8 protein-coding genes are annotated in these 13512 nt (G+C 66.3%); 2 read left to right on the forward strand and 6 right to left on the reverse strand.

Annotated features, from left to right (window positions below):
- Position 1: 1 nt before the first annotated feature.
- Positions 2–5257: a family 16 glycoside hydrolase gene (locus tag PX52LOC_RS00445; RefSeq protein ID WP_149108221.1), complete on the reverse strand. Its 5256-nt coding sequence runs from the start codon at positions 5255–5257 to the stop codon at positions 2–4.
- Positions 5258–5332: 75 nt separating this feature from the next.
- Positions 5333–6112, reverse strand: a complete 780-nt coding sequence (locus PX52LOC_RS00450) for an AraC family transcriptional regulator (protein ID WP_149108222.1) — start codon at positions 6110–6112, stop codon at positions 5333–5335.
- Between the two features lie 211 nt (positions 6113–6323).
- Between PX52LOC_RS00450 and PX52LOC_RS00455 the strand changes: the two genes are divergently transcribed.
- Positions 6324–7337, forward strand: a complete 1014-nt coding sequence (locus tag PX52LOC_RS00455; RefSeq protein ID WP_149108223.1) for a DUF1559 domain-containing protein — start codon at positions 6324–6326, stop codon at positions 7335–7337.
- A gap of 99 nt (positions 7338–7436) precedes the next feature.
- On the opposite strand, the gene PX52LOC_RS00460 is transcribed toward PX52LOC_RS00455, so the two are convergent.
- From PX52LOC_RS00460 to PX52LOC_RS00475, 4 genes are read right to left on the reverse strand one after another with little or no spacing between them, the layout of a single operon-like run.
- Positions 7437–8276: a TIGR02452 family protein gene (locus PX52LOC_RS00460; protein WP_149108224.1), complete on the reverse strand. Its 840-nt coding sequence runs from the start codon at positions 8274–8276 to the stop codon at positions 7437–7439.
- Between the two features lies 1 nt (position 8277).
- Positions 8278–8775, reverse strand: a complete 498-nt coding sequence (locus PX52LOC_RS00465) for an NADAR family protein (protein ID WP_149108225.1) — start codon at positions 8773–8775, stop codon at positions 8278–8280.
- A complete protein-coding gene (locus PX52LOC_RS00470) occupies positions 8772–9524 on the reverse strand; it encodes an ATP-grasp domain-containing protein (protein ID WP_149108226.1) in 753 nt (250 codons plus the stop codon). The genes PX52LOC_RS00465 and PX52LOC_RS00470 overlap by 4 nt, the downstream gene beginning before the upstream one ends.
- 26 nt (positions 9525–9550) lie before the next feature.
- Complete coding sequence (locus PX52LOC_RS00475; RefSeq protein WP_168218737.1) at positions 9551–10180, reverse strand: RNA polymerase sigma factor; 630 nt, start codon at positions 10178–10180, stop codon at positions 9551–9553.
- A gap of 248 nt (positions 10181–10428) precedes the next feature.
- Here PX52LOC_RS00475 and PX52LOC_RS00480 point away from each other — a divergent pair, with 248 nt between their 5' ends.
- Positions 10429–13416 carry a pilus assembly protein TadG-related protein gene (locus tag PX52LOC_RS00480; RefSeq protein WP_149108228.1) on the forward strand — a complete coding sequence of 996 codons (2988 nt, stop codon included), beginning with the start codon at positions 10429–10431 and terminating at the stop codon, positions 13414–13416.
- Positions 13417–13512 lie beyond the last annotated feature (96 nt).

Here is a 13512-nt window from a genome sequence, read left to right on the forward strand (position 1 = left end):
ATCACGGCTTCAGTTCCTTCACCGCGATCAGGGCGAAATCCACCTGCGACTTGGCATCGTGCAACTGCAACGCGATGCGGCCCGTCCGCGGGCGGACTTGCGCGTCGGTGTAGCTCATCGACTCCTGGCCGTTGACGAAGATCTCGACCTTGTTCCCCTTCACGACCACGTCCAGGTCAAACCACTCGTCGGGCCGCACGAAGTCGGCGATCTTCGACGGCGTCACGGCCCCCCCGAACGCGAACAAACTGCCGGTCGTCTGGGCGGGGAGGTTCGAGGAAATCTGGGCTTCGTACCCGAGGGGGAAGCCCGCGACGCCGATCCGCGGCCCGTACGTGCTGCGGACGTACACGCCGCTGTTGCCGCCGGCGTTCACCTTCGCACGGACCTTCACGTGTACGTCGCCGTACTCCTTCGTCGTGTACAGGTGGCTGGTGCCGCTCCCACCCCCGACGAGGTGGCCGAACTGCGTGACCTTCCACCCGTCCTTCTGGGCAGGGTGCGTCTCCCACCCCATGAGCCCGCGGCCGTTGAAGATCGAGTGGAACTCGTCAAGGACGACGTCGTTCGGCCGGCGGATGCGAACCAACTTGGCCCGGCCGCTGTTGCCGCGATTCCCGAACGTGCCCTTCGTCGTCAGCGTCACCATCCCGGCGTCGTGTGACCCGGAGACGGTGGTGAAGTGGGCCGTGTTGCCCAACGGCACTTCCGTCCAGGTGATCTTGTTGCCGTCGACCGTCCCGGTCACTTTTGCTGGGTTCCGGTTCGGGCCGTTGTCCACGACCGACCCGGTGAAGTCGCCGCCGGTCCGCTTGTCGATGACCATCTCGTAGAAGCCGGAGCCGCCGGCGTAGTCGCCCTTCTCGATAATCTTCACGCCGCGCCAGGCAGTGCCGACGGCGAACGGGTCGTCCTTCGCAACAACAGGGGCCGACGGAGCGGGCACGGGTTCGGGCGGCGCAGGAGCGGGATTCGGCGGGGGAGGTGCGATCGGGACCGATGAACCGCGACCCGAGATCGGAGGAGCTATTGTCGTCGGCAGAATTTCGCGAAGCTCGATGTTGCGGAACTTCACGCCCTCCTTCGCCTCGAAGCCGATCTGGCCGAGCTTCCGGGTCAGCCCCTCCGAACTGCTCCCCTTTGTGACGAGGTCGTTCAGCGAGCCTTTCAGGATGAGTTGCTGGTTGACGAAGACCTGCACGTCCTGCCCGACGAGTTCCACTTCGACCGCGTTCCAGATGCCGCCGGACTTGAGTTCCGCCGGCGTGGTCGGGGGCATCAGGACGAGTTCCTTGCCCTGGCCGATGATCGTGCCGGTTTGCCACGGGCCGCGCGCCTGCGGGCCGCGGAGCGTGAGGTGGAGGTGGTAGGCACCGGGCTTTTGATCGACGTACTGCGGGTGGCGGGGGGCCTGCCCGCTCGCCGCGCGGAAGGCGAAACTCGCCGCCGCCGTGTCGCCGAGTTGGCACTCGAACTTGACGCGGAAGTCGCCGTACTGTTTCCGCGTCAGCAGCCACTTCTTCGCATCCGCATCGCCCGTGAACAGCAACGCCCCGGCGTCCGCGGACCACGTCCCGCCGGTGCCGTCGGTCTCCCACCCGGTCAAGTCCTGGCCGTTGAACAGCGGCACGAACTTCGCCTCGGCCGCGGGGGGCGTGGGCACGGGGGTCGCGTCGGCCTGTGACTCGGCGAGTTCGCGGACCTCGACGCTCTGGAACCGGATGGTGCCGCCGCCGCTCAAGTGCAACTTGATGCGGTCGCCGGCGGCCGGCATTTGCGGGTCGGTGTGGTCGGCCGTCAGGGTGCCGTCCACCCACACCTGGACGCGGTTGCCGAGCACTTTCACCTCAAGGGTGAACCAAGTCGCGGGCAGAATCTTCGGAGCCGCCAGCAAGAGCGTCGGGGTGCCCTGGTCGTAGTCCAACCGGCCGACCTCCACGCCGGGCGTGTCCGTCGGCGACCCCAGCCAGACGCGGTACCGGCCGCCCCCACCGTCCGCCTTGCCGCTGGGCAGCAAGAAAATGCGACTGCTCCACAGTTCCGACTTCATCGCCCGCACGCGGAGGTGGAAGTTGCGGTAATTGCTCTTGGTCGTAATCAGGGTGCTGCCGCCGCCCACGTCCTTCGGGTTCGGCCAACTGCCGACGAGGACACCGTCTTCCACCTGCCACAGGGCGGCGGGGTTGCCCACCCGCTCCCACCCGGTCAGGTCCTTGCCGTTGTACAGCGGCACGAATTCGGCGACCGGTGCCACAGGGGGCGTTACCGCCGCAGGCGAGGGCGAGGGAGGCAGGCCCCCGAACCCGAGTTCCTTCGCAGCGGCTTCGATCTCCGTCACCAGAACGGGGTTCGTCTGCAAGCCCTGGACGTGGAACCCATGCTCCTCGCCCAGATGGTAGAACTCCACGCCGGCGAGTTTGTACTTCTTGGCCACCTCGACGGCCGTCGTCATTGTGCCCGGCTGCGTCCGCGGGGCGATGCCGGGTTCCTTGTCGTCCCAGGCGTTCCACACCAGCACGACCGGCCGCCCTTTCGCCTTCTCGATGAAGCCCGGAAGGAACCGATCGACCTTCGTTCGGAACTGGTCCGGTGCGGTAACGTAGTGGAAGACTACCTGCAACCCGTCCACTTCCGGCGGCACGGGCCGGGTTTCCTCCTGGCCACGCGGTTCTTCCACGAGCGACAGCCAGAACTGCAAGCCGGGGTACTTCAGCTTGAACGCCCGGCCGAACGCGGCCACCGCTTCGGGCGTGTGCCCCTGGAAGTACGCGAACCCCCAGCTCACGCCGGCCACCACGTCGCGGTACTTGTCAATCGTCGCGTACAGTTTCTCGATGTGATCCGGGGCCGTCCCCTGGAAGTCGAGGAGCAGCGGGACCTTGGCCTGTCGTGCGGCGACAAGGACCGCCTCCCCGCCGGGAGTCCGCCAAGATGCGTCCACGAGGAAGTTCGTGTACCCGGCCACGCGGCCGACGTTAGCGGCGTCGCCCAGGATGCCGTATCCGAAGTACCGTAGCGGTGATCCGGGCGGGGCGGCGGCCAACGTGGGGACGGGGCCGGCCGCCGACGGCTTCGGCATGGCTTTCAGGGACACGTCGGTGATGTACCCGCTGCACTGCACGTTGCCCGGCCGCGGCGAGAGGACGCTCCGCAAGATTACGCGGACGGTTCGCGTCCCGGCGGGGGCCGGAATCATGCCTCCGTGCTTCACCCACTTCCCGCGATCGGCGTGTTCGCCGGTGTCGTACCCGCTGCCGGTCGTCGCGTCGGTCGAATCGAGAAAGGCCAACTTGAGTTGACTTCGGTCCGCGTCGAAACTGCTGAACATGGCGGACACCTCGAACACGACCCGCCCGGCATCAATCTCACGGGCGTACTCGGTCACGTCCACGTCCTGCTGCAGAACCCCTTGCTTACAGTCACCCGCGCAGAAGAACGGCTTCTTCTCGGGGTCCGATTGGTACCATTTCCCCGAGATGACCTTCCACCCCTTGAGCGCCGCCTCACGGCAGTCGCCGTTGCGAACCAACTCCTTCGCGAAAACGACTAGCAGTTCCGGCACCGCGGCCGGGGCTTTCCGCTCCAGGTGAGCCGTCAGCACCTTGCGGTCGCCGTTCGTCAGCGTCACTTCCTCTCCCGTTGCCTCGAAACCGTCCTTCTTCACTTCCACCTTGTGCGTGCCCGGCTTCACCCGCACTTCGGCCTTCTGCTTGCCCGGACCCCAAGTCACCGTCACCTTCTCGCCGTCCACCAGCACCTCGGCGTCCTCGGCCAGATCGGTCAGTTCGATCACGCCGTCCTTTGTCTTCACCTTGAACAAGCCGGCCGCGTAAACGCCGAACAGGGCCAGGGCCAACAGGCCGACGGCTGCGAGTGGCCAGAGGAACTTTCGCTTCGGGCGTTCCGGCTCAGGACCGCCGCCGCTCGCGGCTGGGTCGATCTTGAGGGCGGTCACGCTCGTCCGCGTCGGTCGCCGCGTGGGGATGGGGATGCCGCCCCGTCGAGAGATGACCGGCTCCGTCCCGTCGGTGCTGGTGTCGGCAAAACTCAGCGGGTCGGGCACCGCCACCACGACCGGTTCGGAGAGCCCGGCCGGTGCGGTCGCGACCGAGGATGTCAGACTCGCTTTGAGCGTGGCCATCACTTCGTCGGCGTTGGCCGGACGGTGGGCCGGGTTCTTCGCGAGCAAGCGGTCGATGAGCGAGGCCAAGTCCGGTGGCAGGGCGGGGGCGGCGAGTTTCACACCCGGCACCGCCTCCGGTGAGGCGAGTTCCGCAATGAGAGCGAAGACGCCGTCGCGGGCGGCCGCGTACGGGAGCTTGCCGGTGGCGAGTTGATAGAGGATGACACCGAGCGAGTACAGGTCGGTGCGGTGGTCGATGTTCGGCTTGCTGCGGGCTTGCTCCGGCGACATGTACGCCGGCGTGCCGAGGAGTTCGCCGGACTTGGTAATCTCGACCTGCCGGTCCACCGGGCGGGCGAGGCCGAAGTCGATGATCTTGACCGTCGGCCTGCCCGTCCGGGCGTCGGTCCCCAAGTGGATGTTCGACGGCTTCAGGTCGCGGTGGATCATGCTAACGCGGTGGGCGTCGGCCAGCCCCTTCGCGATGCCGTACGCGATCCGTCGCCAGGCGTCCGTGGCCATCGGGATCGGCTTCTTGTCGAGCGTCACGCCGTCGAGCAGTTCCATCGTCAGGAACGGCGCGCCGTTGGCCACGCCGCAGTCGTAGACCTCCGCGACGTGGGCCGACCGCACCGCGACGGTGGCCCGGGCTTCTTCGAGGAACCGCACGCGGAGCTTCTCGTTCGCCGCGTACTTCGGCAGGATGACCTTGAGCGCGACGGTGCGGTGGAGGGTGGAATCGACGGCCCGAAAGACCATGCCCATGCCGCCCTGCCCGAGCAGTTCGACGACGCGGTAGCGGTCGAGCGTGCCGAGGTCGGTGGGGTGCTCCGGGTGCGGCGGCGCGAGGAACGCGAGTTCCGCGTTCGGCAGCGTTTTGCCCGCGGCCGACTGCTTCATCCGCCGGAGGATTTCGTTGGCCAGGGTCGGGTCGCCGCCGACGGAGTTGGTCGCGTTGGCCGCCCGCACGTTCGCCACCATCGGGTCATCGGCGGCCAAGCCGTCGAGCTTCGCGCCGCACTTCGGGCATTCAAGGAGGTGGTCGCCGACGATGTCCGCCACCGAAGTGACGCAGGATCCGAGTATCCACGCCCGGAGGACATCGTCGGTCGGGCAGACTTGAACCGGGGCCATGATTGTCCTCTCCGTCACCGTGTGATGGGAAGAGTACGAGGCTCGCCGCCCATTCTTTCAAAAATTCCCGAGCCGTCAGGCCCCGTCCGGCGTGTACATCTTCACGTGACGGTTGCGGTACTCCTTCGGCGACAGGCCGGTCGCCTTGCGGAAGGTGTGGCTGAACGCGCACGAATCGCAGAACCCGAACTGCATCGCGATGGCCGTCACCGACCGGTTGCTGTGCGTCAGTTCGCGGGCGGCGGCGTGGACCCGCGACTCGATCACGAACCGCCGCACGGTCATGCCGAAGACTTTGTGGAAGAGGCGTTCGAGCTGCCGTTCCGAATACCCGACGGCGGCGGCGATGTCGGACAACCGCAGCGGTTCGCCGAGGCGGTCGCGGATGTAATCGGCGGCCGTGGCGACCGGCTCGAGTTGCACGAGGTGCTGCCGTCGGGCCTGGAAACTCTGGAGCGTGCCGACGAGGCCGATCACCCGGCCTTGCTGATCGTGGAGCGGGTACTTGTCCGTGACCAGCCAATCGCGCAGGCGTTGCTCGTCGATGCCGACCTCGATCATGTTCACGAGCGGTTGCCCGGTCTGGAACACGCGGCGGTCGTCGGCGAGGTACTTGTCGGCCAGGTCGCACGGCAGGTAGTCGTGCGGTTGCAAGCCGATCACGTCGTCTTCCGTCCTGCCGCCCATCCGCTGAATCGACCCCGGACTGACGACTACCATGCGGCTGTCGACGTCCTTGACGAAGTAGTGCAACCCGACCACGCGGTCGAACGGGCGGAGCAGGTCGCGGACGTCGGCCCGGAGCCGAAAGAAGGCCTCACGGCAGGGCAACCGGGCGGCGAGCGGAATGGTCATGTCTCGATTCCACAACCCCGTTTTTTCGCGACGCGGACGTGAGAAATGGGGTTTCGGCGCGAGGAAATGGCGACAGTGTCCCGATTTTACAAGAACACGTCGGCCCGATGCTAGCAGAAAGTGGACCGCCAAGATTAAAAGATACTCATTAGTCGCCAGACCCCTTCGGGTCGCACCGTTCGCGTTTCATTTCTCTTATGAGGCTTCTCCCATGTCATTCCGTGTTGGGACCCGTGCGCGGGTTCGCGGCGGGTTCACGTTGATCGAGTTGCTGGTGGTCATCGCGATCATCGCCATCCTCATCGGTCTGCTGTTGCCGGCCGTGCAGAAGGTTCGCGAGGCCGCTGCCCGGGCGTCCTGCACCAATAACCTGAAACAGATCGGGTTGGCCGTTCACAACTACCACGACACCGTCGGCACGCTGCCGCCGCTGCGGGTGACGAATCGCACCGTCACCTGGTTCGTCCTCGTCATGCCGTTCATGGAACAAGACAACCTCCGCCGCTTGTGGACGCCGACGTCGGACTACGCGGCCACGGTGAACGATGCGGGCCGCGGCACGAGCGTGAAGACGTTCTTCTGCCCGAGTCGGCGGTCGGCGAGCGAGGGCACGCTCAGCGAGTCGATTCAGGTGTACCCGGCCGACAGCACGCCGCCGCCGACGTTCACCGCGACGGGCACGCTCGACACCCGGTTCGGCCCGGCGAACAGCCCGCCCGGGGCACTCGGCGACTACGCCGGGTGTATCGGCAGCGTGAACGGCTACCCGTCGAACCCGACGTCCATCGACTGGTCGAGCACCCGCGCGAACGGGATGCTGGTTCAAGGCGAAGCCCCGGTCGGCACGACGTTCCGCGGCGTGACCAAATTCGCGAGCGTCACCGACGGCCTGAGCAACACGTTCCTCGCCGGGGAAAAGCACGTCCCGCAGGGCATGTTCGGCAAGTTGAAGGTCGGCGACGGGTCGATCTACAACGGCATCTGGTCCACCTACTCCGGTCGCGTGGCCGGCCCGGAAGACCCGCTCGCGACCGGCCCGAACGACTTGTCGCCGAGCACGACGGCCGACGCCTTCTACGCGCGGCGGTTCGGCAGTTGGCACACGGGCGTCTGCCAGTTCGCAATGGGCGACGGCAGCGTGAAGCCGGTCAAGACCACGATCGACCCGGCCCAACTCCGCCGACTCGCGATCCGCAACGACAACGAGCCGACCGTGAACGATTGACGGCCGGGCGTCCAACCCGCCGTGCGCCCCGAGGTTCGCGGCGGGCCTTGTCAAAACCCACGGCTCTAACCGACGAAGATCGTCACTTCGGGACGTGGGTCACTTCATTGCCAACTCGAACGCGGCGTAGGTTTCGGACGCCGCCGAGGTGTCGAGAACCGAGAACACGACTCGTTCGAAGCGACCCGCCCAATTTCCGCGCCGCAAGTGGTCCGCGAAGACCGTCGCGACCACCCGCGGGTCGTTCCGGAAAACGCCGCAACCCCAGGCACCGAGCACCAGTCGTTTGTACCCGCCCGATGCGGCCAGTGCGAGCACAAGGTCGGCCCGCCGGTGCAACACGTCCGGAATGAGGGGCGTTTCCTCGGGCCGATTGTCGGCGGCCGCACCCGCGTTCGGGGCCACACTCGTGATGAAGGTGGCCGCGTGCGGGCGTTCTAACAAGGAGCCGTTGTCGTCGCGGAAGACGGGGCAACCCGGCGACAGGATCATCGCGTCCGAGTAGAGCAACGACGGCGAAGCCCGGTGCCGCTCGTAGAACGTCCACGCTCGCTGTAACGAGGCGTACAAGGCCGAGCTTCGGGCCAACGATTCTTCCTGGGCCTGGCTGCCGTTCAGGAACCCACCGCCGGGGTTCTTGGCCGAAGCGAAGTTGAGCGCCGCCACCGGCCCGCGACCATCGGCCAGAACCCGTGCGATGCCGGCCAATGTCGTCTCGTTCACGACTTCAAACGCCGTCGCGAACCCCACGGCCGGTCGGGCCAGAACGTCGTCCCGCACCCGCGCCAGGTCTACGGGGGCATAGAACCGCGTCGCGGTCAAGCACGCGCTGACGGCCGAGGCCAGATCGACCACCCGCCCGTCGGCGGTCGTGTACGAGCCGCGTTCGACGATCTCCACGGTCTGCTTCGCCAATTCCGTCCGTGTGGAACGCTTCATGTCATTCTCTCGAAATACCTTGCGATTCCTCCCATAGTAACGCTTCTCGCACGCGAGTCAGGGTTTGGCCGAGCAGATTCAGCCCCCGCCATTGGGTGCGGTCACTCGCCCGCCGGTCATCGGCTGCCAAGCCGATTCCCCAGACCAAATCGTGCGGCGACGCCTCGACCAGCGTGGTGCCGCGGGTGGCGAACAGCAGTTCTCGCTGGTCCAAGTTCTGCGAGAAGCGGGCATAATTGGCCTGATAGACGATGCCTTCCCGGAAGAGAATCCACACCGTCTCGTCGAAACCCTTCACCGTGCGACCGATGGCCTGTTGTTCGCGCGGCGTCACAGCCTGAAGAATGGCGCGGGCGGCCTCGCGATCACTGAAAAGCAGTGCCTTCGCATACATCATGAACTGTTCGGCGTGCGTGAACGACTGCCCGCCGACCACGAACGGCGACCGTTGCCATTGGCTGAGTGGACTCTTCCAAAAGAACGTGAACGCCTCGGTCATGCGAAGCCCCCGTCTGGTCTAAGCGGAACCGCGGCGTACCGAAGCACTTCCAGAACTTGAATCGGGTCGCACCCATAAAGGCCCGATCCCCAAGCCGCATTTTGTTCCACAACCGCCCAACCGCGATCGGCGATGACGCCAATGTCGAGGACCGCCGTCCGGCAGAGTTCAACCCGTTGGTCTTCGAGAACTGTCTTTACGAATGCTCCGGCTTCGGCGAGTTCGGCATCCGTCGCGGCAAATTGTGACTCGCGTTGGAGTTCGCCCCCGCGCAAGTAAACCGACATCGTGCGAAGCTGTCGGTCGAGCACGAAGCAGCGGAACTCCTTTTCCCAAACAACGACCTCCGATACCAGCACCGGGGAGCCTTCATCGTACCCTTCCGGTAACTCCGTCCCGAGGTAGACGCGGGCGGGAAAACTCTTATCGTTCGGCGGCTTGACGAACGCCGGCTCAGAGAGTTGACGGGCAGCCCGCAATGTCGTGAGGGATACTCGCCGTTTGCGGTACTCTTCGGGCAGGCTCGGGAGCCAATCGACGGCCGGTTCCAAGAGCCGCAGTCCGAATTGATCGGCGAGTGTCGGCCCGAACAATCCTTCCAGGTATAGGACCGGATCGGGGATCGAGAGCAGATCATCAGGAACACGCCAACTCGATAGCCGTTCGACGCTCCAACCGAGTAGTCCGGCGGCCCGCCAAAGCGCTTGGGCGTCTTCGGTGAAACGTGGGGTCAGAATCAGCGTCGGCATCACACGCGGTTCCGGGAATGTCGTTCTCACCCCTGCAAATTCTCCAGCAGCCCCCGCAGTCGCGTCAGCAGGCGGTTGCGGACGAGGTAGACGTAGCCCACCTCGACGCCGCAGGTCCGGGACACCGTGGCGGCGGGGATTTCTTCGAGGACGTACTGCCGGAAGATCGCCCAGATGTCGGGCCGGACTTGCGATTCCAGCAGGCTCAGGGCGGCCCGCGTTAGCAGGAGGGCTTCCTGCCGTTCCAACTCGTCCGGCACTTCCGCCGACGCGATCTTCGAGAGGTGCTGTTCGCCGGCCGCGTTGCCGCGCTTGCGGAAGAGGTCCACGCACTTCGTCCGCGTTACCGTTCGCAGCCACGCCCGGAAGCTGCGGGAACTGTCGTAGTTCCAGGTCGGCAGTCGCTTCGAGAGTTCGAGGAAGACGTCCTGCCCCACGTCGGCCCGGTCGTCACGGTCGCGGATCGTTTGCTGAACCCAGTGGTCGACGAGCGGCACCAGTAGGCGAACGAGGTCGTCCCAGGCGGTGCGGTCGTTGTTCTGGCGGACCCGTTGCAGCAGCGTGACCGGCGTGTGCGGCAACAGGCGTTGGCGCGTCACGCGGTCCAGCGCCGACAACGGTTGAGACCGGGACGCGGAGAGGCTGTCGTGGGTCATGAGCGAACGGTCCCGCACCGAGGGCACCATCATTTAACGCTGTTGCGGCGCAACGGGTATCCGAATTATCGAATCAACCGAACGTCTGTAGCGGTTCCTCCGACTTTCGCGATTGCGAGGACCACCAAGTCGCGCGAAGCGGCGTCCCCGACCGGCCGCACGCGGCCCCGTGAGCTAGAGGCACAGTACCGGCTGGAGTGTCACCCCTTTCGACCCTCGGGCCGGGCTTCTCGTTCGGGGACACCGCAATGACGGCTCGACCGCTGGCCGCCCGGCGTGGCACGATCATCCCGATGCTGGCCGTCTGTGCCGTGGCGCTGTTCGGGTTCCTCGCCCTGGCGATCGACCTGGGGATGTTGATGGTCGCCCGCAGCCAGTGCCAGAACGCGGCCGACGCCGCGGCGCTGGCGGGGGCGCGGAAACTCGACAACCGCTACCCGACCGGCACCGACCCGGACGCCTACGACAACCGCCGGGCGGACGCGATCCAGAACGCCAAGAACGTCGTGCAACTCAACGAGTTCTTCAGCACCAATTACTCCGCCGCCCAAGTGATCACCGCCCGCGCCGGCCTCTACGATTACGACCCCACCACCGAGCAGTTCGCGCCGATCTACCCGACCAGCAAGCCGAGCGGGAAGTCGTGGACGGCCGTCGAGGTGGAAGTGAACGGCGAGCAGCCGGCGTACTTCGCCGGCGTCCTCGGCATCACGTCGCTGCCCACGACGGCCCGGGCGGTCGCCGCCCACCGGCCGCGGGACGTCGCGCTGGTCGTGGACATGTCCGGGTCGATGCAGTTCTCCAGTTCCACGAACTGGGAACCGGGCACGGCCGGCTCGGCCGACGTGGTTTACGGCCTCCTCAACCCCGACCCCGACTACCCGCGATTCGGCCACTACGCCCGTTACGCGGAATACCAGATCACGAACCCGACGAAGTCGCTCGCGTCCGGCGCGGCCTCCTCGCGGCCGAACCCGTTGCGGATGACCTCGCCGTTCATCGGGGCCACCGGCGAAGTCTTCGCCCCGAACAACCACACCATCGAGACGCCGAACGGGCCGCCGCTGATCCGCGACTTCTACTTCGACCCGATCAACCGCGACGACCCGCGAACGCCGGCCACGACGGTGACGGCGTTCGCGAACCTGTGGAACGCCTTCCAGCGGTGGAACCCGCCGATCGTGGCCGACGGCGACCCGAACAACTTGACGCCGCCGACGTACAGTTGGAGCAACTACAGCGCGACCGACACCAGCAACACCCGCGGCCCGACGCCGGCCCCGCCGAGCTTCGCGGACCAGTCCGATGCCGCCGGCGTGCCCTACGTCGGCGACCGCTTCCCGCGGAAGGGCGGCGTGACATCGACGGCGAGTTGGAACCCGACCACGAGCACGGGCGCTGCCCGCACGCTGGTGGACGTGCTGAACACGCCGCCCGCGCTGCCGCGGGACATTCCCGCCAGCCGCCCCGCGATCTTCAACGGCAACCGCACCGAAGGCGGCACCGACACGGGCAACTTCTACGACGACGGCTGGGAGCGCAACGGCTACGACCTCGACGTGCCGACGTACATCTCCTCGGACCGGGCGACGGCCAAAACACGGTCGGGCACGCCCTTCCAGGGGTACTCGATGGGGCCGGGGTACTGGGGGAAGACGTTCTTCATGTGGCCGCCCGACCCGCGGTGGGGCAACCCGGACACCGGCACGCCGAACACCGGGGCCGTTCGCCCCGACCTGCCGAGCACGGCGAACCCGGCGAAGGACGCCAACGGCAACTGGATCGCCGACTGGCGGCGGCGGTTCTTCCTCCGCGGCAACAGCGCCGACACCGGCAACGCTGCTAGCTACCAACTCCTCGACCCGCAGGGCGACAACGACCCGAGCACGGTCGGCGAGCAGAACGTCAACCAGACCCTCTTCCGCACCGCCTACGGCCACACACTCCGCGACCCCGGCACGAACACGGTGCGGGCCTACCGGATCAACTACCGGGCGGTGCTGGCGTGGATTCGCAGTGGGCCGCAGGTGTTGCCGCCGAACCTCCGGGCCGGGCGGATTCTGTACTACACGTCGATCCCGGACAACGTGGACAACTTCGCCACCGACGGGGATCACCGGTTCTGGCGGGACTACATCGACTTCGTGATGGGCAACAGCGGCAACGTCACCGGGTTCAATCCCCAGTACACGCTGGCCGGGGCCGAGAACCAGCCGTGGCCGGAGGGGGCGAGCATCCAAATCGGGGCGACGGCCAGTTACCAGCCCAGCCCGACGGGGCCGGCGAACCCGCGGCCGTACATGAACGCGACGGACAACCCGAACCGCCCGCGGATGCACTTCTGGTTCGGCCCGGCGACGATGCTCTCGTTCCTCTCCACCCGCTCGCCGGGCAAGAACTGGCTGCCGGGCACCAGCCACGAGGCCCAGAGTTGGCAACTGAAGGTCGGCATTCAGTCGGCCCTCGACGACATCAAAAACAACCACCCGAACGACAGCGTCGGCATGGTCTTCTTCGGCTACCCGAACTACACGACGACGCGGGTGACGGTGGGCCAAGACTGGGTGAACCTCAAGAACTCGCTCTTCTTCCCGCTGTCGCTGCTGCCGGAACTGAAGGCGGGGAACCAGTCGACGGAAGTGCGGCCTTACAACACCGGCTTCGGCTCGGCCCTGTTGGGCAACCTGCCGAACGCGAACGGCCAGACCGACCCGAACACCGGCCTCGCGTTGGCGTTCAACACGCTTCGCAAGGCGAGCGGCGGCGGCAGCGGCCGCAAGGGCGCGTCGAAGCTCCTGATCTTCGAAACCGACGGCGTGCCGAACGCCTACCAGGACTACAACCTGAGCGGCACCGGGGACACCAACCGCTACACTTACGGCGGCCCCGGCGCGAACCGCGGCAACGGTGACTTCGACGTGATGCAACGGGCCTACGACGTGGCCACCCAGTTCACGCAGTTGACCGACGCCGGCGGCCACTCGCTCCCGAACGCCCCGGCCCGCATCTACCCGATCGCGTTCGGCGACCTGTTCAGTTCGGGCAGCAGTTTCAAGGACACGGCCACGACGTTCCTCAGTACGCTCGCCTACTACGGCAAGACGACGGCAAACCTGACCGACCCGCTGCCGCCGACCCAGATTATCACAGGCCCGTCGCAGACGCGGATCGACAACCTCCGCACGACCTTCGAGCGCATCTTGCAGAGCGGCGTGCAGGTGACACTGGTGGAGTGAAAGGCAAAAACCGATTCACCACAGAGGGCACAGAGAACACAGAGAAAAGACGAGAAGAGGTTTTGATTTAGTCTTCTGAACTGAATCTGGTTTTTC

Origin of the sequence: Limnoglobus roseus (assembly GCF_008254045.1) — a bacterium.
In the GTDB taxonomy this organism is placed as follows: Bacteria; Planctomycetota; Planctomycetia; order Gemmatales; family Gemmataceae; genus Limnoglobus; species Limnoglobus roseus.

Excerpts from the sequence above, each read along its gene's own strand:
- PX52LOC_RS00455 (WP_149108223.1), top strand. The coding sequence starts at position 6,324 with ATGTCATTCCGTGTTGGGACCCGTGCGCGGGTTCGCGGCGGGTTCACG.
- PX52LOC_RS00475 (WP_168218737.1), bottom strand. The coding sequence starts at position 10,180 with ATGACCCACGACAGCCTCTCCGCGTCCCGGTCTCAACCGTTGTCGGCG.
- PX52LOC_RS00480 (WP_149108228.1), top strand. The coding sequence starts at position 10,429 with ATGACGGCTCGACCGCTGGCCGCCCGGCGTGGCACGATCATCCCGATG.
- PX52LOC_RS00450 (WP_149108222.1), bottom strand. The coding sequence starts at position 6,112 with ATGACCATTCCGCTCGCCGCCCGGTTGCCCTGCCGTGAGGCCTTCTTT.
- PX52LOC_RS00445 (WP_149108221.1), bottom strand. The coding sequence starts at position 5,257 with ATGGCCCCGGTTCAAGTCTGCCCGACCGACGATGTCCTCCGGGCGTGG.
- PX52LOC_RS00465 (WP_149108225.1), bottom strand. The coding sequence starts at position 8,775 with ATGACCGAGGCGTTCACGTTCTTTTGGAAGAGTCCACTCAGCCAATGG.
- PX52LOC_RS00470 (WP_149108226.1), bottom strand. The coding sequence starts at position 9,524 with ATGCCGACGCTGATTCTGACCCCACGTTTCACCGAAGACGCCCAAGCG.
- PX52LOC_RS00460 (WP_149108224.1), bottom strand. The coding sequence starts at position 8,276 with ATGAAGCGTTCCACACGGACGGAATTGGCGAAGCAGACCGTGGAGATC.